This is a genomic window from Desulfovibrio piger (genome assembly GCF_900116045.1).
Taxonomy (GTDB): domain Bacteria; phylum Desulfobacterota; class Desulfovibrionia; order Desulfovibrionales; family Desulfovibrionaceae; genus Desulfovibrio; species Desulfovibrio piger_A.
Window position 1 is genome coordinate 351,490 of sequence record NZ_LT630450.1, and the last position, 20,714, is coordinate 372,203.

The window sequence follows — 20,714 nt, forward strand, 5'->3', positions numbered from 1 at the left end:
GGGGGGCGCCGGCCGCTGACGCCGCCGGGCCCTCCCCCAAGCGCTCCTTACAAACGCAGCTCCTGCAAACGTTCCAGGGCCTCGGTGGTGTCCGCTTCGCTGCCGAAGGCGGTGAAGCGCACATAGCCTTCGCCGCTGGGGCCGAAGCCCGCACCGGGGGTGCAGACCAGGGACGTGCGCGACAGCAGAAGGTCGAAAAACTCCCAGGAGCCCATGCCGTCAGGTGTCCTTACCCAGATGTAGGGGGCATGGATGCCGCCATAGCAGGCAAGGCCCATGCCTTCGATACCGGAACGGATGCGGGCCGCATTGGCCATGTAGGCCGCGATGGTGGCACGGACCTGTTCCTGTCCCTCCGGGCTGTAGACGGCTTCGGCGGCACGCTGCACGATGTAGGGGCACCCGTTGTACTTGGTGCTCTGGCGGCGCTTCCACATGTCCTGCAGGCGGATGCGGGCTCCGTCCGGGCCGGGGATGGTCACCGCGGCCGGGATGGTGGTGAAGGCGCAGCGCAGGCCCGTGAAGCCCGCTGTCTTGGAGAAGGAGCGGCATTCCACGGCCACTTCCTCGGCACCGGGGATCTCGAAGATGCTGTGCGGCACATCGCCTTCCGTATCCCTGATGAAGGCCTCGTAGGCCGCATCATAGATGATGAGGGCCCCGTGGCGGCGGGCATAGTCCACCCAGGCGGCCAGGGCATCCCTGTGCAGCACCGTGCCGGTGGGATTGTTGGGGTAGCAGAGATAGATGATGTCGGGCACCGCAGCGGGGAAGTCCGGCACGAAATCGTTGGCTTCCGTGCAGGGCAGGTAGATGAGGTCGCTCCAGCGATCGCCCGTCCACCGGCCCGCGCGGCCCGCCATGGCATTGGAATCCACATAGACGGGATAGACCGGATCCGTGACCGCCACACGGCAGGAAAGGGAGAACAGCTCCTGGATGTTGGCCACATCGCACTTGGATCCGTCACTGACGAAGATGTCCGAGGCGTCCATCTGCACGCCGCGGGCCCGGTAGTCATGGGCGGCGATGGCCTCGCGCAGGAAATCATAGCCCTGTTCCGGGCCGTAGCCCTTGAACGAGGCGGCAGAGGCCATCTCGTCCACCGCGGTATGCAGGGCGGTGATGACGGCGGGCGGCAGGGGGCGGGTCACATCGCCGATGCCCAGGCTGATGACGGGCAGGGCGGGGTGCTGCTCCCGGTGCGCGCGGACCCTGGCGGCCACCGTGGCGAAAAGATAGGCGCCGGGCAGTCCGGCGTAATGCTCGTTGCTGCGTATCATGACTAGTCCTCCTGCCCCTGGGCAAGGATGTATTCTCCAGAAAACACGGTGCGGGCCGGGCCGGTCATCAGGATATGCCCCGTCTGTTCGTCCCAGCGGATATCCAGCGTGCCGCCGCGCAGCTGCACCGCCACCTCTCTTCCCGTACGGCCGGTAAGGTGGCAGGCCACGGCCACGGCACAGGCTCCGGTGCCGCAGGCCAGGGTCTCACCGGCGCCCCGTTCCCAGACACGCATGCGCACATGCCCCGCGTCCAGGAGCTGCACGAATTCGGTATTGGTGCGGCTGGGGAACCAGGTATGGTGCTCGAAGGCCGGGCCCACCACAGGCAGGTCCAGACTGTCCACATCGTCCACAAAGACCACGGCATGAGGGTTGCCCATGGACACGCAGGTCACGGCCCATTCACGATCCAGCACCCGCATGGGCTGCCCGATGCACGGACTTTCGGGATCCGACGCCGCGTCGGGGCGGACGGGGATGCGCTGCCGGGCCAGTTCCGGCGTGCCCATGTCCACACAGACACGGGAGGGGCAGCCCCCGTCATCGTCCACACGCTGCAGGAGTTTGATCCCGGCCAGGGTCTCCAGGCGGATGACGGGCCTGCCGGTCAGGGCGTGCTCCCAGGCGAAGCGTCCCACGCAGCGGGAAGCGTTGCCGCACATCTCGGCCTCGCTGCCGTCGGCATTGAACATGCGCATGCGGATGTCGGCCCTGTCCGGCGAGGCGGGGGGCAGGATGAGCACCAGTCCGTCGGAGCCCACACCGTAATGCCGGTCGCTGATGGCGCGGGCCAGTGCGGGGATGTCCGCTTCCGTGAGCCGCAGGTCTTTCGAGAACCCGTCAAGATAGACGTAATCGTTGCCGCAGCCTTCCATCTTGGTGAAGGCGATCTTACGCATGCTCGTTTTCTCCTCGTGCGTGGAACACTTCTTCGGTGGCGGAGGCGGTCTCCGCGTCGTGGGCGGCTTCCGCCTGACGGCGGAGCACGTTCTTGTAATCCAGCGGCATGACCTTGACGAAGAGCGGCAGGGCGGCATCCCAGTTGGCCAGCAGGGACGCGGCCTTGGCACTGCCGGTGCAGGCCGCGTGCTGTTCCACCAGGCGGCGCAGCAGGGCCTGATCCTCTTCCTGCCAGACGGATTCCAGATCCACGCTCTCGATGTTGCAGCGGTTCTGGAAATGCTCGTCCAGGTCGTAGACGAAGGCCGTGCCGCCACTCATGCCGGCAGCGAAATTGTAGCCGGTGCGTCCCAGGACGACGACGGTGCCGCCGGTCATGTATTCGCAGCCGTGGTCGCCCACACCTTCCACCACGGCGCAGGCACCGGAGTTGCGTACGGCAAAGCGTTCCCCGGCCTGGCCGCAGAAATAGGCCTCGCCGGCGGTGGCGCCGTACAGGGCCACGTTGCCGGCCACGGCCTGTTCCGCCGCCACGAAGCGGGCCCCGGCATCGGGGCGGACCACGATGATGCCGCCGGCAAGGCCCTTGCCCGCGTAGTCATTGACGCTGCCTTCCACCTCAAGGGTCACGCCGGGGGCCAGGAAGGCGCCGAGGCTTTGCCCGGCCTGGCCGTGGAAGTGGAGATGCAGGCTGTCCCGGGGCAGGCCGGCGGCCCCGTGGCGCAGGACGATGCTGCCGGAAAGGCGCGCACCCACGGCACGGTCCACATTGCGGATGGTCCGCTCGATACGCAGATGATCGCACTGGCCTGCCAGCACGGGTTCGGCGGCCTGATCCAGATCCTGCTCCAGCACCGTGGGCTCGCAGACACGGGGGAAGCCCCCGGCATGATGTTGTCCGCAGACCGCGTCGGGCGTCCAGAGCAGGCGCGAGAGGTCGAGGGAGGCCGCCCGGCCCGTGATGTCCGTACGCTGCGCCAGCAGATCGGCATGGCCGACGGCCTCGTTCAGGGAGCGGAAGCCCAGGGCGGCCAGTTCGCGGCGCACGTCCCCGGCCAGCAGGCGCAGGAAGCGCATCACATGTTCAGGGCGCCCCTTGAAGCGGGCACGCAGCTTTTCGTCCTGGGTGGCGATGCCCGCCGGGCAGCGGCCCTTCATGCAGCTGCGGCACATGACGCAGCCCATGCTGACCATCAGCGCCGTCCCGAAGGCGAATTCCTCGGCGCCCAGCAGCGCGGCCACGACGACGTCACGGCCGGTGCGCAGCAGGCCGTCGGTCTGGAGGGACACCCGCCGGCGCATGCCGCAGGTCACCAGGGCCTGATGCGCTTCGGACAGGCCGGATTCCCACGGCAGGCCCACATAATGGATGGCGGAATGGGGGCTGGCACCGGTACCGCCGTCATGGCCGGAGATGACCACGCAGTCCGCGCCGGCCTTGGCCACGCCCACGGCGATGGTCCCGACGCCGTTTTCGGCCACCAGCTTGACGGAGATGCGGGCCGAAGGATTGAGGTGACGCAGGTCGTAGATGAGCTGCGCCAGGTCTTCGATGGAGTAGATGTCATGATGCGGCGGCGGGGAGACCAGAGAGACACCGGGCATGGTGGCCCGGACGCGGGCGATGTCCACCGTGACCTTGTAGGCGGGCAGCTGGCCGCCTTCACCGGGCTTGGCGCCCTGGGCCGCCTTGATCTGGATCTCTTCCGCATGGACGAGATATTCCGCCGTGACACCGAAGCGCCCCGAAGCGATCTGGCGGATGCGGGAGCGCGCGTCATGGCGACGGCCGTCCGCATCCGTCCAGGGGGGGTTGCGGGCCGGGTCTTCGCCGCCTTCACCGCAGTTGGAGGGCACGCCGCAGGCATTGCAGCCTTCGGCCAGGGTGCGGTGGGCCTCGTCACTGATGGCACCGTAGGAGATGGCCGCGCCGACGAAATGGCGCAGGATGTCCTCTTCCGGCTCCACGTCGTCCAGGGGGACGGGCATGCGTGCCTGGCCGGGAGCGATCTCCAGCAGGGAGCGGAGGGTGAAGCCCCGGGCTTCCTGCCCGTTGCAGAGCTCGGTGAACGTCTGCCAGGCCGGGGAGGGAGCCTGGCCGCTGCCGTCTTCATTGACGGCCGTGTGCAGGGCACGCACGGTACGGGGCCCCCAGAGGCGTGCCGCAGGGGCGGCAGCGGGCCCGGCGGCATCGTCCCAGGCCTGTGCGTGCCGCAGGGCGGCATCGCGCGCCAGGGTCTCCAGACCGATGCCGGTGATGGAACAGGGCGTGCCCGTGAAATAGCGGTCGATGACATCCTGCGCCAGCCCCAGGGCCTCGAAGGGCTGCGAGCCGCGGAAAGAGCGCAGGGTGGAGATGCCCAGGCGGGCAAAGGCCTTGAGCAGGCCCTTCTTCAGAGCGTTGATGTAGCGTTCCTGGGCGTCTTCCTCGTCGAGAGGACCGGCGTCCGTGCTCAGGCGGCCTTCCCGGGCCATGCGGCGGACGGCATCCAGGGCGGCGTGCGGACAGACGGCATTGACGCCGTAGCCGATGAGCTGTGCCATGTGGATGACTTCGCAGGCTTCACCGCTTTCGGCGATGATGCCGCAGGCGTGGCGCAGCCCGGCACGGATGAGGTGATGATGCAGGCCCGCGCAGGCCAGCAGGGCGGGGATGGGCGCCCTGTCCGCCGTCATGGCCGTATCGCTCACCACAAGGATGGTGGCCCCCTGCGCGATGGCCGTCTCGGCGTCCGCGAACAGGCGGTCGAGGGACGTGCGCAGGGCTTCCCCGTCGCCGTGGGCCGGGAAGGTGGCATCAAGGGTGACGGCCCGGACAGCGGGACGCCGGGAGGCCCGGATCCGGCGCATGTCGTCCGTGGTGAGGAAGGGATGCGGCAGACGCAGGACGGCGCAGCTTTCGGGGCCCGGTTCCAGGATGTTGCCGGCATGGCCGGCATGGCCCATGAGCGACATGGACAGCTGTTCGCGGTACGGGTCGATGGGCGGGTTGGTCACCTGGGCGAAGCGCTGCTTGAACCAGCGGAACAGGGACTGCGGTTCCTCGCTGAGACAGGGCAGGGGCTTGTCCGTCCCCATGGAGCAGACGGGCTCCTGGGCATTTTCGGCCATGGGCACGAGGACCTGCCGCTGCCAGGCGCTGTCGCAGCCGGCCTGGCGCAGACGGCGCTCCAGCGGGGGCAGGGCATGCGCGGCATCGCCCTCTTCGCCCATGCTGTTCAGGGTCTCCAGACGCACGGCATGCTTCTGGAGCCAGCGGCGCCAGGGCTGGGAACGGATGACCTGGCCCTTGATCTCCGCATCAGGCGCGATGCGGTGGTGTTCCACGTCCGCCAGGATCATGCGGCGGGGCTGGAGCTGGCCGCGCTGGATGATGTCCTCTTCGGGCGTATCCACAAGGCCGCTTTCCGAGCCGAGCACCATCAGGCCGTCCCGGGAGACGCTCCAGCGGCAGGGGCGCAGGCCGTTGCGGTCGAGCATGGCGCCCACACGCCGCCAGCCGTCGGTGAAGACGAGGCAGGTGGGGCCGTCCCAGGGCTCCATGAGGGAAGAGTGGTATTCGTAGAAGGCGCGCTTGTTGTCGCCCATGACGAAGGTCGGCCCGAAAGGTTCGGGGATCATCATCATGAGGGCGTGGGGCAGGCTGTAGCCCGCGCGGACGAGCAGTTCCAGCACGTTGTCCAGGGTGCCGGAATCCGAGGTATCGGGATTGATGACCGGCAGGGCGTCCTTCAGATGCGCCCCCAGCAGGGGCGAGGCGAGCACGGCCTCGCGCACGCCCATATGGGCCGCGTTGCCGCGCAGGGTGTTGATCTCGCCGTTATGGGCGGCCAGGCGGAAGGGCTGGGCCAGCGGCCACGAAGGCAGGGTATTGGTGGAAAAACGCTCGTGGAACACGGCAAAGGGCGCGGCGCAGTCCCCGTCCGTCAGGTCGGTATAGAACTCTCCCATCCGGGAGCCGGGGAGCATGCCCTTGTAGACGATGCTCCGGCAGGAGCAGCTGGCCACATAGAACAGGCGGGTGTCCTGCCCCTGTTGGCGCAGTTCCTTCCAGATCAGGTTCTCGGCCATGTGCCGGGCAAGGAACAGGCGGCGTTCAAGGGCTTCAGGATCATGGAGCTCGGCGGCCTCCGGCGAGCTGGTATCCGGCAGGACGAGCAGCTGCAAAAAATCGGGCATGGTCTGGCGGGCGGCGGGGGCCAGCACCTCTTCACGGACAGGGACGTCGCGCTCGTCCTCCACGCGCAGGCCGCAGGCCGTGAAGGTGTCACGGAAGCGTCGCAGGCACGACGCCCGCAGGGCCGCATCCCGGGGCAGGAAAAGCTGGGCCACGGCCCAGGGCGTGGCACAGACCGACAGGGCGGGCCACTGGCGCAGGAAAAAGCCGCGCGGCAGGGGGAAGAGGATGCCGGCGCCGTCACCGTTCTTGCCGTCACCGCCGCCGCGATGGGCCATGCGGGTCATGGCCCCGAGCGCCATGTGCATCACGTCATGACGGCTCTGGCCGTCCAGATAGGCAACAAAACCCACGCCGCAGGCATCGTGCTCCCGGCGGGGATCGAAAAGACCGTTCATATGTCACTCCTGGGAAGGCTGGGGAGTGGAGGGAAAAAGTCCCCGGGCGGGGATGCTCATGCCCGGCCCGGGGAGACAAAGGAACCAGTGAGAGGATCAATGCAGCCAGAGCATCTCCGCATAAGAGGGCAGCGGCCAGACGGCGGCATTGAGCATGCGTTCCAGGGCGTCACAGTGCTCGCGGCAGGCCTGCATGGCAGGGACCACGGCGTCACGGGCGATGCGGGCGGCCGTGTGGGCATCCGCAGCGGCACGCAGCGCGGCGAGCTGCTGTTCCAGAGCAGCCAGGGTGGCGTTCAGGCCCACGGCATGACCGCGCAGGCCGGAGAAGCGTTCTTCCTCCACGGCGGCCTCATCGCTGACGGCCCGGGTCTTGAGCACCAGATCCGCGGCAGTGGCCTGTTCCTGCAGGGCGACGGGCAGGATCTGCGTGCGGCCCATGTCCAGCATGAGCGAGGCCTCGATGGCGATGGTCTTGGCGTAGGTATCCAGCAGGATCTCCTGCCGGGCCAGCATCTCGCGTTCGGAAAGCACGTTCTGGCGCAGGAACACGTCCATCACTTCAGGCGTGTTGTAGCGTTCCAGGGCATCCACCGTGGTGGTCAGGTTGGGCAGGCCGCGGCGGGCCGCCTCAACGGGCCATTCGGCGGAATAGCCGTTGCCGTTGAAGACCACGGCCTGATGCTCGCGGAACAGGCGGGGCAGCAGCTCCTGCAGGGCGGCGTTGAGGCTCGTGCCGGCGCATGTGGCGGCTTCCAGCTCGGTGGCGATATCGTCCAGGGCGCAGGCCATGGCCGTGTTCAGGGCGATGTTCACCGGCGCGATGGACTGGGAAGAGCCGACGGCCCGGAACTCGAACTTGTTGCCGGTAAAGGCAAAGGGGCTGGTGCGGTTGCGGTCGGAAAGGTCCACGGGCAGGGGCGGCAGCGAGGAGACGCCGATCTCCATGCTGGTGCGGCCGGGCTTGTGGGCCACGCCGTTCATGATGGTGTCGATGACGTCGGTCAGCATGTCGCCCAGATAGACGGAGATGATGGCCGGCGGGGCCTCGTTGGCACCCAGACGATGGTCGTTGCCCGCACCCACCGTGCCCAGGCGCAGGGCGGCACTGTGCTTGTGCACGGCACGCAGCACGGCGGCCAGGAAAACGAGGAACTGGGCATTGTCCAGCGGGGTCTTGCCGGGATCGAGCAGGTTGTTGCCCTCGGAATCGCTGATGGACCAGTTGTTGTGCTTGCCGCTGCCGTTGACGCCGGCGAAGGGCTTTTCATGGAGCAGGCAGATGAAATCATGCCGCGGCGCGATCTCATGCAGCAGGTTCATGATGAGCATGTTGTGGTCGGTGGCGATATTGGCGTCCTCATAGATGGGCGCGATCTCGAACTGCCCGGGCGCCACTTCGTTATGCCGGGTCTTGGCCGGGATGCCGAGGCGGAACAGGGCGTCCTCCACATCCTGCATGAAGGCCATGACACGCGCCGGGATGGAGCCGAAGTAATGGTCTTCCATCTCCTGGCCCTTGGCGGGCGGGGTGCCCATCAGCGTGCGGCCCGCCAGCAGCAGGTCGGGACGCAGGGCGGCCAGACGGCGGTCAACGAGGAAGTACTCCTGTTCCGGGCCCACACTGGGACGCACGAAGGTGGCCGTGGTGTTGCCGAACAGGCGCAGGATGCGCATGGCCTGCCGGGAAAGGGCGGAAATGGAGCGCATGAGGGGGATCTTGCGGTCCAGGGCCTCGCCCGAATAGCTGTAGAACAGGGTGGGCACATGCAGCGTGCGGCCGATGATGAAGGCGGGGACAGTGGGGTCCCAGGCCGTGTAGCCGCGGGCCTCGAAGGTGGAGCGCAGGCCGCCGGACGGGAAGGAGGAGGCATCGGGCTCACCGCAGATGAGCATCTTGCCCGAGAATTCGTTGATGACGCGGCCTTCGCCGGTGGGGCTCAGGAAGGCGTCATGCTTTTCGGCGGTCAGGCCGGTCATGGGCTGGAACCAGTGGGTGTAGTGCGTGGCGCCCTTGCTGATGGCCCAGTCTTTCATGGCGCAGGCCACGGTATCCGCGATGTCCGGGTCAAGGCGTTCGCCGCGGGCGATGGTGGCCTTCAGCGTGCGGAACACGGGCTTGGGCAGGCGCTTCTGCAGGATGTCGAGAGAGAAAACGTCGCAACCGAAGATGGCGTCGATATCAGCGGCGGGGGGCTGGTGATCCGGGTGGCTCTGGGCGATCTGCCGGATGGCGTCAGTGCGGGGATTCATAAGGGGACTCCTTGATACGCTTTTTTCAGGCCCGCCGGGAAAGGAAAGAGGGTGAGACCTTTCCGCGGCAGGCCTGATTGGGGAGGAAAACGGTAAAATTTCTGGCAGCTGTTCCTTACAGGGCTGCGGGGCCGCGTTCACCGGTACGGATGCGGATGGCATCCAGCACGTCATAGATGAAGATCTTGCCGTCACCTATCTCTCCGGTGCGGGCTGCGGAAACCGCCTGCAGCACCTTTTCCAGCGCCTCGTCATGGACCACGATCTCTATTTTGACCTTGGGCAGGCAGTCCACGGCGTAGCTTGAGCCGCGATAGACTTCCGTATGGCCGTGCTGGCGGCCGAAGCCGCGGACTTCGCTGTAGTTCATGCCGTGGATGCCGATATCAGTCAGCTGTTGCTTCACTTCTTCGAACTTGGACGGACGGATGATGATTTCGAGCTTTTTCATAGGGGGCTCCAGATGTTCCTAGCGGCAGGTGGAGGTATCTTGATGGTTACAGGGTATAGCCGCGTTCGTTATGCAGGCTGAGGTCCAGGCCACTGACTTCGGAAGCGGGATCCACACGCAGGCCCACCAGGGAATCCGTCAGCTTCAGCAGGATGCGGCTGACCAGGTAGACAAAGCCCCAGGTGGCGACGATGGAGATGATCTGCACCACGAGCTGCCACGGGTTGCCGTAAAACAGGCCGTTGACGCCGTTGATGCTGGCGGAGGCGAACAGGCCGGTGGCGAAGGCGCCCCAGGTGCCGCCCACACCGTGGATGCCCACCACGTCGAGGGCGTCGTCATAGCCCAGGCGGTTCTTGAGCAGGATGCCGCCGTAGCAGATCATGCCGCCGGCAAAGCCGATGAACAGGGCGGGCATGGTTTCCACGAAACCGGCCGCGGGCGTGATGGAGACGAGGCCCGCCAGCGCTCCGGAGATGGCACCCAGGGTCGTGGCCTTGCCGAAGCGCAGGTATTCAAGGATCATCCAGCCGAAGATGCCGCCGGCCGTGGCCAGATGCGTGGTGACCAGGGCGTGGCCCGCAAGGCCGTTGGCAGCCAGGGCGCTGCCGGCATTGAAGCCGAACCAGCCGAACCAGAGCAGGCCGCCGCCAAAGAGCGTCATGGGCAGGTTGTTGGGGATCATGGGCGTCTTGCCGAGATCAGTACGGGGGCCCACCGCATGGGCGCAGGCCAGGGCCGCCGCAGCGGAAGCCATGTGCACCACGGCGCCACCGGCAAAGTCCACGGCACCGAGCTTGGCCATCCAGCCGCCGCCCCAGACCCAGTGCGCCATGGGGCAGTAGGCAAAGATCGTCCACAGTGCGGAGAAGACCAGCATGGCCGAGAAACGAATGCGTTCGGCATAGGCACCGGAAATGAGCGCCACGGTGAGGGCCGCAAACATGCACTGGAAGGCCATGAAGACGTTGTGCGGCAGGTTGGTTGCCGGGCCGTTGGCTTCGGCGCCCACACCCGTGAGGAACACATGGTTGAGATTGCCGATGATGCCGGAAATATCACCGCTGAAGGCGAGGGAATAACCGACCAGGGCCCAGATGATGGAGACCAGCCCCAGGGCCGCATAGCTGTGCATGCAGGTGGAGAGGATGTTCTTTGACCGGACGAGCCCGCCGTAGAACAAGGCCAGGGCGGGAGTCATGAGCATGACGAACGTTGTGCAAATAAGGATGAACGCGGTGTCTGCGGGATTCATGGAAAACCTTCCTGTGGTCTGGCAGTACAGCAGGAGCCGGATCCTGGAGCACTGCGTAAACATGATTGCCGTTTCTCAGACAACGAGCAGCGGCAGACGCCACGAAATAAAGCAAGGACCATGCCAAAAAAGCATGAAAGACAATTATTTTTTTATAATATACTGATATATTTAATGAAAATATTTTTCTGAGAGGGGGAAGCCCGCGCCAAAGAGAGCAGAGGCCAATCTTCAAGAGAATGTTTCTACCGAATAGTAGAAAAAAGGAACCCGCCCGTCCAGTACTTTGCGGCACAAAGGGGATATGCAATATGATACATTTAAAAATCAATGGGATATATCAAACAAATCATTTTTCTACCATGATGTTGAAAATGGCTGTCCCCAAAGCTGATTGAGCATACAATCACAATCTATTTAAATATATTATATTAATATTATTACTTTTTTTTAAATTTATACCAAGATGTCGACATACAGGGACAACGGGCCGGCTGCCCGGCTGGCATGATTCGGCGCCTTTTCAGGGGCGGGCTCGTTCCTCCCGGAGCAAGGAAAGTCGCAGGGGACTGACGTGCCGTGAGAGGGGCCGGACGCAGGGGGGGGACAGCCCGGCTGCACGGGGCGGGGAGCATCCTCCGGGAAAAATCCCTTTTCGTGCGCCCGCACACGGTAGCGCAGGCCGTATGCGGTTATCTCCATGAGGAACGAAGGCAGCGACCTTCCCACACAGGAAAGGAGATCATGATGCGTGGAAAACAATGGCTGGCATGGAGGGGCACAAGCGCTCTCAAGGTATGGCGGGCCTGGCTGGGGAGCTGCTGCAGCCTCCTGCTGGTAGCGGCTCTGGACAGGTTCGTCGCAGGGGATTACGGCGTGCCCATGCTGATAGGCTCTTTCGGTGCTTCGGCAGTCCTGCTGTTCGCGGCGCCGGAAAGCCCCTTGTCCCGGCCGCGCAACCTGCTGGGGGGCCACTTTCTTTCTGCCCTGGTCGGTGTGGCCTGCGCGCAATGGCTGCCGCCTTTCTGGGCCATCTGCCTTTGCGTGCCGACGGCCATCGCCGTCATGCTGCTGAGCGGGACCCTGCATCCGCCGGGAGGGGCCACGGCCCTTATCGCTGTGACTGGCGGCGAGCAGATACGACAACTGGGCTTCTGGTATGCTGTGGTCCCCTGCCTGGCCGGTGCCGCTCTCATGCTGGGGACGGCATGGTTGCTGGGCATGGGAAAGCCGGACAGGAACACGGTCACTTCGGGCAGTACGGCCTTCCTGCGGCGTCTTTTCCGCAAAAGGATAGCCGGTCCCGGAACCGTGTCCTGATGCCTCCCTGATGTGGGTGCGCAGCGGCAGACAGCAGGGCGCATGGCACAGCATGGCCCCGGCAGGGTGATGGCCTGCATGAAATACGGCGGACCACAGTGGTCCGGTGATCTTGAAAAGTATTTCTTTCAAAAAAAAGTTATTACTGGGGAAAAGCGTTGACAGCCTGTCCGCTTTTCTATAAGAACATCCTCGCAACGCGCTCGTAGCTCAGCTGGATAGAGCAACAGGCTACGAACCTGTAGGCCAGGAGTTCGAATCTCTTCGGGCGCACCACAAAAAACGCAAGCGGTCAGCTGTAACAGGCTGGCCGCTTTTTTGTATCCTTTCGTCGGCAAGGTGAGGGAAGGAAAAGTCCAGGCTCTATTTACTCTCCTCAGCGCAGGGAAAGGAGGCCGCATGCGGCAGCCAGGCCGGGACAGGAATGCTGCTTGCCATTTGAGGACAGCCCCCTGGCGGCATGGCTCGGAGGCGTGTTCCCTTGCAAAAAAGGCCGGTCGGGAAGGGGGCCCACAAGGGCAGACGATGCTTGCGGCCCCCTTCCGGGCGAGCTGGCAGCAGGCGGCCTTGCTGTTTCCAGGGCGTTGCCGGCCCTGACCATCTACCGGGCAGCCGCCAGATACAAAAAAAGGCCCCGCCGGAAGCGGGGCCTTTTTTATTCAGTCGGAAGCGGGGGCTTCGCGGCGGCTTAGTACATGCCGCCCATGCCACCCATGCCGCCCATGCCGTCAGGCATGGCAGGAGCATCCTTCTTGGGTTCGGGCTTTTCGGAGATGGCGCATTCGGTGGTCAGCAGCAGGGAGGCCACGGAAGCGGCGTTCAGCAGGGCGGTACGGGTCACCTTCTTGGGGTCGATGACGCCGGCCTTGATGAGGTCTTCGTATTCACCGGTAGCGGCGTTGAAGCCGAAGCCGTCCTTGCCCTGGCGGACCTTTTCCACAACGATGGAGCCTTCAAAGCCGGCGTTGTGGGCGATCTGGCGCAGAGGAGCTTCGATGGCGCTGCGGATGATGTTCACGCCGGCCAGTTCGTCGTCGTCAGCGGGCTTGATGCTGTCGAGCACCTTGGACACGCGGATCAGAGCGGTACCGCCGCCAGGCACGATGCCTTCTTCCACAGCAGCGCGGGTAGCGTTCAGGGCGTCTTCCACGCGGTCCTTCTTTTCCTTCATTTCCACTTCGGTAGCGGCACCCACATGGACCACGGCCACGCCGCCCACCAGCTTGGCCAGGCGTTCCTGCAGCTTTTCGCGGTCGTAATCGGAGGTGGATTCTTCCACCTGGGCGCGGATCTGCTTCACGCGGGCCTTGATTTCGTCGGCCTTGCCGGCGCCGTCAACGATGGTGGTGTCTTCCTTCTTGACCACCACGCGCTTGGCGCTGCCCAGGTCGTTGAGGGTCATGTTTTCCAGCTTGGTGCCGGTGTCGTCAGAAGCCACCTGGCCGCCGGTCAGGATGGCGATATCCTGCAGCATGGCCTTGCGGCGATCGCCGAAGCCGGGGGCCTTGATGGCCACGACCTGCAGGGCGCCACGCAGCTTGTTGACCACCAGGGTAGCCAGGGCTTCGCCTTCCACGTCTTCGGCCAGGATCACCAGAGGACGGTTGACCTTGGCGACCTGTTCGAGCACGGGCAGCATGTCCTTCATGCTGGAGATCTTCTTTTCAGTGCACAGGATGTAGGGGTTGTCCATCTCGCATTCCATCTTCTCCGCGTTGGTCACGAAGTAGGGAGAGAGATAGCCGCGGTCGAAGCGCATGCCTTCCACCACGTCCATGGTGGTTTCCAGGCCCTTGGCTTCCTCAACGGTGATCACGCCTTCCTTGCCCACCTTGGCCATGGCTTCGGCGATGATGTTGCCGATGGTGGCGTCGGAGTTGGCAGAGATGGTGCCGATCTGGGCGATTTCCTTCTGGTCGCGGGTAGGCTTGGCCAGATTGGCCAGTTCGGCGATCAGGGCTTCCACGCCCTTGTCGATGCCGCGCTTGATGGCCATGGGATTGCGGCCGGCGGCCACCAGCTTCACGCCTTCGTGATAGATGGCCTGGGCCAGGATGGTGGCGGTGGTGGTACCGTCACCGGCGGCGTCGGAGGTCTTGGAGGCGACTTCCTTCACCAGCTGGGCGCCCATGTTCTCGAACTTGTCGTCCAGTTCGATCTCCTTGGCAACGGTCACGCCGTCCTTGGTGATGACGGGAGCGCCGAAGGACTTTTCGATGGCGACGTTACGACCCTTGGGGCCGAGGGTCACCTTCACGGCATTGGCCAGCTTATCAACACCACGCGCCAGTTTTTCGCGGGCTTTCACGTCGAAGAGAACTTCTTTAGCGGACATTATGTTTTCCTCCTGGGAATAATCGAAAAGCGGAGAGTGTGTATGACCGGTGCGTGTGCGTTAGTCGGTCAGGATGGCGAGGATGTCTTCTTCGCGCATCACCAGATGGTCGATGCCGTCCAGCTTGACTTCGGTGCCGGCGTACTTGTTGAAGAGCACCTGATCACCCTTCTTGACGGCCAGTTCAACGCGGGTGCCGTTTTCCAGGACCTTGCCGGGACCGGTGGCGATCACCTGGCCCTTGCAGGGCTTTTCCTTGGCGGTATCGGGGATGTACAGACCGCCGGCGGTCTTTTCTTCGGTTTCCAGGCGCTTGACCAGCACACGATCGTTCAGGGGCTGCAGTTTCATGGTGTCAGATCCTCCAAAAATTTTTATGGCCACGCTTGGGTGGCATGCACAGCGTCCGCGGGGCGGAGCTGAAATTATCGCGTCATGACCGCCGTAAACCATTGCTGCGGTCCCGCAACGGGATAGTAGATAAGACACTCTTTGCGCTTGAAAAGGGGCAGAAAGGAATTTTTTTTGCAGAAAAGTCGTTTTTTTGAATAAAAGTAAATAATATCAATATATTATAAAAATAAAAAACTTTTATTCCCAGCTGTTTGCCCGGGTGGCGGTGAAGGTGGCCGGGAAAAGTGCGGCGGGATCAGGATGGAAAAGAACGGAGGATGTGGCGGCAAGCCTGCCGGCAGCCCCGTGCCGCACAGGCAAGCCGGAGGGCTGAGGCGGGGAATACCGGGCGCATCGGGGACAGCGCCGGGATGGCTGCGGGCTGAAAAAAGAAAGGCCCCGCATGGGCGGGGCCTGAAACAGTTATCTGCAAGATAGCCTAGTCTTTGTTGCCGAACAGCTGGTCCGGCGGCAGGACGGTGAAGCCGTTGCCCTTGAGCAGATCCACGGCCTGGTCGGTCTTGTCGAAGCGGAAGATCATGATGGCACAGTCCGCCTCGCGGGTGATGAAGGCATACATGTATTCCACATTGATGCCGTGCTGCGAGACGAATTGCAGCACGCTGTCCAGCCCGCCCGGCGTATCGGGCACCTGCACGGCGACCACGCTGGTGCGGCCCAGGGTGAAGCTGTGCTCTTTGAGGACGGACTTGGCTTTTTCCTGGTCATCAACGATGAGGCGCAGGATACCGAAATCGGAGGTATCAGCCAGGGAAAGAGCGCGGATGTTGACGCCGGCCTCGGCCAGCGTGTGGGTCACTTCGGCCAGGCGGCCGGCGCGGTTTTCCAGAAAAACGGAAAGTTGTTCAGCTTTCATGGCAGGATCCTCTACGCTTTGGGGGCATCGTCGCCCGAGGTGGGCTTTTTGTCCTTGCCGGGGGTGATGTCGATCTCGTCAGGCTCGGACGAGGCCCGGCGGAAATTTCGGATGGCCCGTCCCAGCCCGCCACCGATCTCCGGCAGTTTGTTGGCGCCGAATATGAGCAGCACTACGATCAAAATAAGTAACAGTTCCTGCATGCCGATGCCGAACATGGGGGCCTCCCTTGAATGTTGAGCCTTTCAGGCCATTGATTTGAAAAACATACGACGTGAAGGTGCCAAGGTCAAGACGTGCGGCGCTAAAGGACTCCCCGCATGAGCCTGCGCACCTGCTTGGGCGAAGCCGGTGACTTGAACCCCGCCTCGATGAGGCTGCGGGCGACCATGTCGCGGGCGGCACGGCTCCTGCCGCCCATGACCACCACCAGAAGGCGGGTCTTGCCCCGGCGCGCCGTGACGATGATGTTGTAGCCCGAGGCCACGGTCCAGCCCGTTTTCAGGCCGTCGACGCCGGGGATGCCCAGCAGGGTGTTGGTGGCCCCCAGGGTGCGGCCGTTGAAGCGGAAGGAGCGCAGGCTGTGATAGCGCATGGCCTGGGGATGGCTGCGCAGATAGGCGCGGGCCAGGGTGGCCATGTCGCGGGCCGTGGTGCGCTGGCCCGCCGCGGGCAGGCCCGTGGGGTTCTTGAAGACGGTCCGGGTCATGCCGAGCTGGCGTGCCTTGTGGTTCATGAGGTGGGTGAAGTTGCGGCTGTTGCCGCTGATATGCTGGGATATGGCCATGGCGGCGTCATTGCCCGAAGCCACGGCCATGCCGGTGAGGAGCTGGTCCACGGTGACTTTCTGGCGGGGGCGCAAACGCATGCTGGAGCCGCCCACCCGGGCCGTGGGATGGACGCGGATGCTGGTGGTGCGTTTCAGCCGGCCCATCTTGATGCGGTCCATGACCACATACATGGTCATGACCTTGGTCAGGGAGGCAGGCGGGATGGAGAGGTTGGGATTGTACTCGTACAGTACCTTGCCGGTGTTCAGGTTGATCATGACGGCGGCGCGTGCCCTGCGGGCCGCGTCGGCACCGGCGGGCAGCGAGAGCATGGCAAGGACGAGCAGCAGGACGCACAGCCAGCGCCCCGGGAGGGAAGGGGAGTGGTGCATGTGTTCAGGCCGTATGGTGGTAGGTTTGATGGGCTTCTTCCACAGCCTGCATGGCGATGGCCAGCAGCACGGGACCGATGATGAGCCCCATGGGACCAAAACTGCCAAGACCGCAGAGGATGGCGATGATCAGCACGAAGAAGGGAGCGTTGATGCCCTGTTGCAGAAAAAGGGGACGCAGGATGTTGTCCACACTGGTCACGGCCAGGGTGCCCCAGAGGGCCAGGCCCACGGCGGGCATGGTGGCGCCGGAGAACCAGAGGGAAAGACAGAGCGGGCCCCAGACAAGGGCTGTGCCCACAAAGGGGATGGGCGCCACGACCGTGGCCAGCAGGCCCCAGAAGGCAGGCTGCTTGATGCCCGCCACGGCAAAGCCCATGCCGCACAGGACCCCCTGGGCGATGGCCACCAGGACGATGCCCAGCATGACGCCCTGCAGGGCCTTGCGGATGGCCAGGACGAAACGGCGCAGCATGGTGGCCGGGATGTGGAAGATGCGGGCCGTGACCAGATTGATGCGGCTCGCGTAGGCGGCAAAGATGACCGTGAGCGTCACGAAGAGGAAAAGGGTCCAGAGGACGGTCATGGTGCCGCCCAGCACGTCCACGCCGCGGTTGATGAGCAGGCCCATGGTGTCCGCCAGCATGGCATCGAGGTTGCTGAGGAAGTCCGAGATCATCTTGTCCACTTTGGGGTAGTCCGCCAGGCTGTGGCGCAGCTCCTGGAAGCGCATGACCCATTCCGGCGGCAGCTGGAAATTGTTGGCCTGCAGTTCCCGGAGCCGGGCCAGGCCGCCGGCCACCTGGGGCGACACCAGCAGCACCAGCGTGCCGATGGGGATGAGCACGGCGGAGATGACCATGACGATGTAGCCGTACAGCGGCAGGCGATGGGAGCAGGAGGCCGCGATATGCCCGAGCCTGCCCGGATGGCGGCGGCGCAGCCGCTTGCGCCAGTGCCGGATCGCGCAGCGCATGCGGCGGTAGACGGGCAGCGTCAGGCAGGCGAAACATCCGGCCATGACGATGGTGACAGGGTTGGGGCGGAGCAGCAGGAACCAGGCCAGTGCTGCAAGGATGTACAGGAGGCGAGGCAACATGTTGGGCATGCGGGAACCTTTGGACGGCAGAATGATCTGGGCAAGGATAGCACGCGGGGCCTGGGCTGCCAAGCTCCCCGGGGAGAGGGGGACGAGTACAGGACAGGAGCCGAAAAAAAGCCCTGTGCAGGAGTGCAGCAGGGCTTGTGCAGGTCACGGTGCCGGCGGCTAGTCGAAGATGCTGGAGCCGCGGAAGGTGATGTCCACGATCTCGTAGGTGACGCGGCCACGCGGGATGTCCACGCTCACTTCGTCGCCCACTTCCTTGCCCAGCAGGGCCTGGCCCACGGGCGAGAGGAAGGAGATGGACCCCTTGGCGGGTTCGGCCTCATCGGGGCCGAGGATGGTATAGGTGCGGCTTTCTTCGGTATCCACGTCTTCCACTTCCACGGTGGACCCGAAGATGACCTTGTCGCCGCTCAGCTTGTCCAGGTCTATCACCTGGTAGAGGGCCATGCGGGATTCGATGTACTTGATGCGCGCTTCCGCCATGCCCTGGCGTTCGCGGGCGGCATCATAACCGGCGTTTTCACGCAGGTCGCCTTCTTCACGGGCCTCCTTGATGGCCTGGATGATGGCGGGGCGTTCGCTCTTCAGGCGGGCCAGCTCTTCTTCCAGACGCTTGTAGCCCTGCTTGGAAATGGGGATATTGGTCACGGCCATGGTACACCACCTCTGTTCGTCAGATGAAAAAAAAGCGTCCGCTGCGCGGGCAGCGGAGCGCGTGAAGATTGCATTTGTTCTGTGGACTATATCCGTTGCTCCGGCATTGGTCAAGCCCTGTGCGGCAGGGGATCACCCGTCCGCCGGGATGACGCCGGGCATGTTGATGCTTGCACCGGGAGGCGGCTGCGTATATGGTGGAGATAATTTGAACAACTTCTTACCTTGCCGGAACGCCATGAAAAAATACTTGCGTTACCTGGGGCCTGTACTCATAACGGCACTTTTCGTGCTGGCCATATATCTTTTGTATCACAAGCTCAAAGCTTACAGCATCGCCCAGATCAGGGAGAGCATCCAGCAGGTCTCCACGGGCAGCATCTGTTTCTCCATCGGCCTGATGATCGTCAACTACATTATCCTGGTGGGCTATGACTGGCTCGCCCTGAAGGCCATCCACAAGTCCCTGCCCCTGCCCCGCGTGGGGCTGGTCTCCCTGGTGGGGCAGGCCGTCAGCTACAACTTCGGGGCCCTGCTGGGCGGCACGAGCGTCCGTTACCGCTTCTATTCGGCATGGGGCTTTTCCCTGGCGGAGATCGTCCGCCTGGTGCTCATGCTGGCCGTCACGTTCTGGGTGGGCGCCCTGGGCCTGTGCGGCGTGGTCTTCCTGCTGGCGCCGCCCGTGATCCCCGACGAACTGCTGGCCAAGATGCCCATCCATGACGTGCGTTTCCTGGGAGGCATCCTGCTGGCCATCGCCCTTTCCTATCTGGTGCTGTGCTTCACCATCCGCAAGCCGGTGCATGTCTTCGGCAAGGAATTCGTCTTCCCCGTCCCCCGCATCGCCGTGGCCCAGATGGTCGTGGCCGGGGTGGACCTGATCGCCGCCGCCGCCTGCATGTATGTGCTGCTGCCCGGTGACCTGGGCATCGGTTTCATCGACTTTTTGCCCAGCTATCTCATGGCGCAGGTGGCCGTGGTGCTGACCCATGTGCCCGGTGGCGTGGGGGTCTTCGAGCTGGTCATCCTGCACCTGACGCATACCCCGCGCGAGCAGGCCGTTTTCGCGGCGGTGCTGCTGTTCCGCCTGATCTACTTCATCCTGCCGCTGCTGGCCGCAGCGGCCCTGCTGGCCGTGTACGAGGCCCGGCAGAGCCGCAATACCCTGCGGGAAGCGGGCCGCTGGCTTTCCGTGCTTTCCCATTCCATCGCGGCCTACACCACCTTCGTGGGCGGCTGCATCCTGCTGGTCTCGGCCATGCTGCCGACCCTGCCCGCCGTGGTGGCGCAGCTCGACTTCCTTCCCCGGCCCCTGCTCATGGGGGGGCATCTGGTCTGCGCGCTTTCCGGGGCCCTGCTGCTCTTTGTGGCCTATGGACTGGAGCGGCGCCAGAACCGTGCCTTCTGGATGGCGGTGATCCTGCTGCTGCTGGGCATAGCCGGGGCCCTGCTCAAGGGGTTGTCCTTCCTGGCGGCCGGGGCCGCCCTGGTGGTGCTGATAACGGTCTGGCTCTCCCGGCGCCGCTTCTACCGCTCTTCCTTCTTCTGGGAAGAAGCCATCCCCGCGCACTGGCTGGTCCTCGCCTTCGCGGCCCTGGGCCTGGCCATGGGCCTGGGCTGGTTCATTTACCATCCTGCGTGGGACAGGGCCGCCCTGTGGGGCTTTGAGCAGCACTTCAATGCCTCGCGCGTCCTTCTGGCCGATGTGGGCATCGCCGTCGTGGTCCTGGCTTCGTGGATCGTCCGGGTCAGTCTGAGGGCCCGCAAGCGTCTGCAGGAACGCAACCTGCAATCCGGGCGTGCTCCGCGCGCCTGAAAACGAGGCATCTGGGGCTGTCCCGGCAAGGGGCAGCCCTTTTCACTGGCGGGGCGGGAGGGCCGGAGCGCCCCGCGGGCATGACCGGATGCGCAGCAACGAAAAAACGCTGTCCCGGCGGAGCACCGGCGGACGCACCAGGCAAGAGGGGCCCGGACCTGCCTGCTGCCTGGATGCGGGTGTCCGGGCCGGTGCGCGGAGTTTGCCCGGCAACGATGCCGGACGCAGGAAGAGGGGGCGCGCCGGCCGTGACCATGATGCCGGTATGTTTGGGGAGGGCGCCTTTCAGGAAGGAAGCCGCCCGTCGCCTCGTTTAGCGCCTTTTCCAC

The 20,714-nt window shown here is 64.4% G+C and carries 16 protein-coding genes and 1 tRNA gene; 4 read left to right on the plus strand and 13 right to left on the minus strand.

What is annotated here, in order from left to right:
- Positions 1 to 47 precede the first annotated feature (47 nt).
- The 6 genes from DESPIGER_RS01770 to DESPIGER_RS01795 form a co-directional block, all read right to left on the minus strand.
- Positions 48 to 1,283: an LL-diaminopimelate aminotransferase gene (locus DESPIGER_RS01770; protein ID WP_072332267.1), complete on the minus strand. Its 1,236-nt coding sequence runs from the start codon at positions 1,281 to 1,283 to the stop codon at positions 48 to 50.
- Positions 1,284 to 1,285: 2 nt separating this feature from the next.
- A complete protein-coding gene (gene dapF, locus DESPIGER_RS01775) occupies positions 1,286 to 2,185 on the minus strand; it encodes a diaminopimelate epimerase (protein WP_072332270.1) in 900 nt (299 codons plus the stop codon).
- Entirely contained in the window at positions 2,178 to 6,761 is a 4,584-nt protein-coding gene (gene gltB, locus DESPIGER_RS01780; protein ID WP_072332275.1) for a glutamate synthase large subunit, read from the minus strand. Before gltB ends, dapF begins: the two co-directional genes overlap by 8 nt.
- A gap of 96 nt (positions 6,762 to 6,857) precedes the next feature.
- Positions 6,858 to 9,014, minus strand: a complete 2,157-nt coding sequence (locus tag DESPIGER_RS01785; protein WP_156831602.1) for a glutamine synthetase III — start codon at positions 9,012 to 9,014, stop codon at positions 6,858 to 6,860.
- Between the two features lie 115 nt (positions 9,015 to 9,129).
- A complete protein-coding gene (locus DESPIGER_RS01790) occupies positions 9,130 to 9,465 on the minus strand; it encodes a P-II family nitrogen regulator (protein WP_072332278.1) in 336 nt (111 codons plus the stop codon).
- A 46-nt stretch (positions 9,466 to 9,511) separates the two neighbouring features.
- Positions 9,512 to 10,720, minus strand: coding sequence for an ammonium transporter (locus DESPIGER_RS01795; protein ID WP_072332281.1), 1,209 nt, complete (start codon positions 10,718 to 10,720; stop codon positions 9,512 to 9,514).
- Between the two features lie 744 nt (positions 10,721 to 11,464).
- On the opposite strand from DESPIGER_RS01795, the gene DESPIGER_RS01800 reads away from it, so the two are divergent.
- Positions 11,465 to 12,040: an HPP family protein gene (locus DESPIGER_RS01800; RefSeq protein ID WP_156831603.1), complete on the plus strand. Its 576-nt coding sequence runs from the start codon at positions 11,465 to 11,467 to the stop codon at positions 12,038 to 12,040.
- A gap of 199 nt (positions 12,041 to 12,239) precedes the next feature.
- Positions 12,240 to 12,316: transfer RNA gene (locus tag DESPIGER_RS01805), tRNA-Arg, on the plus strand.
- 412 nt (positions 12,317 to 12,728) lie between these two features.
- On the opposite strand, the gene groL is transcribed toward DESPIGER_RS01805, so the two are convergent.
- Entirely contained in the window at positions 12,729 to 14,375 is a 1,647-nt protein-coding gene (groL, locus tag DESPIGER_RS01810; RefSeq protein ID WP_072332286.1) for a chaperonin GroEL, read from the minus strand.
- A gap of 60 nt (positions 14,376 to 14,435) precedes the next feature.
- A complete protein-coding gene (gene groES, locus DESPIGER_RS01815; protein WP_006004684.1) occupies positions 14,436 to 14,726 on the minus strand; it encodes a co-chaperone GroES in 291 nt (96 codons plus the stop codon).
- Positions 14,727 to 14,770: 44 nt separating this feature from the next.
- On the opposite strand from groES, the gene DESPIGER_RS13220 reads away from it, so the two are divergent.
- Entirely contained in the window at positions 14,771 to 14,923 is a 153-nt protein-coding gene (locus tag DESPIGER_RS13220; protein WP_231927605.1) for a hypothetical protein, read from the plus strand.
- A 284-nt stretch (positions 14,924 to 15,207) separates the two neighbouring features.
- Here the strand turns inward: DESPIGER_RS13220 and DESPIGER_RS01820 are convergent, their stop codons facing one another.
- The 5 genes from DESPIGER_RS01820 to greA all read right to left on the minus strand — a co-directional run bounded on the left by DESPIGER_RS01820 (position 15,208) and on the right by greA (position 18,563).
- On the minus strand, positions 15,208 to 15,645 hold the full coding sequence (locus tag DESPIGER_RS01820; RefSeq protein WP_072332289.1) for an ACT domain-containing protein: 438 nt from the start codon (positions 15,643 to 15,645) through the stop codon (positions 15,208 to 15,210).
- Between the two features lie 11 nt (positions 15,646 to 15,656).
- Complete coding sequence (locus DESPIGER_RS01825) at positions 15,657 to 15,863, minus strand: twin-arginine translocase TatA/TatE family subunit (RefSeq protein ID WP_006004692.1); 207 nt, start codon at positions 15,861 to 15,863, stop codon at positions 15,657 to 15,659.
- 86 nt (positions 15,864 to 15,949) lie between these two features.
- Positions 15,950 to 16,807, minus strand: coding sequence for a D-alanyl-D-alanine carboxypeptidase family protein (locus DESPIGER_RS01830; RefSeq protein ID WP_083575246.1), 858 nt, complete (start codon positions 16,805 to 16,807; stop codon positions 15,950 to 15,952).
- A gap of 4 nt (positions 16,808 to 16,811) precedes the next feature.
- A complete protein-coding gene (locus DESPIGER_RS01835) occupies positions 16,812 to 17,915 on the minus strand; it encodes an AI-2E family transporter (RefSeq protein ID WP_072332292.1) in 1,104 nt (367 codons plus the stop codon).
- A gap of 159 nt (positions 17,916 to 18,074) precedes the next feature.
- Positions 18,075 to 18,563: a transcription elongation factor GreA gene (gene greA, locus DESPIGER_RS01840; protein ID WP_040369181.1), complete on the minus strand. Its 489-nt coding sequence runs from the start codon at positions 18,561 to 18,563 to the stop codon at positions 18,075 to 18,077.
- A 244-nt stretch (positions 18,564 to 18,807) separates the two neighbouring features.
- Here greA and DESPIGER_RS01845 point away from each other — a divergent pair, with 244 nt between their 5' ends.
- Positions 18,808 to 20,385, plus strand: coding sequence for a lysylphosphatidylglycerol synthase domain-containing protein (locus DESPIGER_RS01845; protein ID WP_072332295.1), 1,578 nt, complete (start codon positions 18,808 to 18,810; stop codon positions 20,383 to 20,385).
- The last annotated feature ends 329 nt before the right edge of the window (positions 20,386 to 20,714 follow it).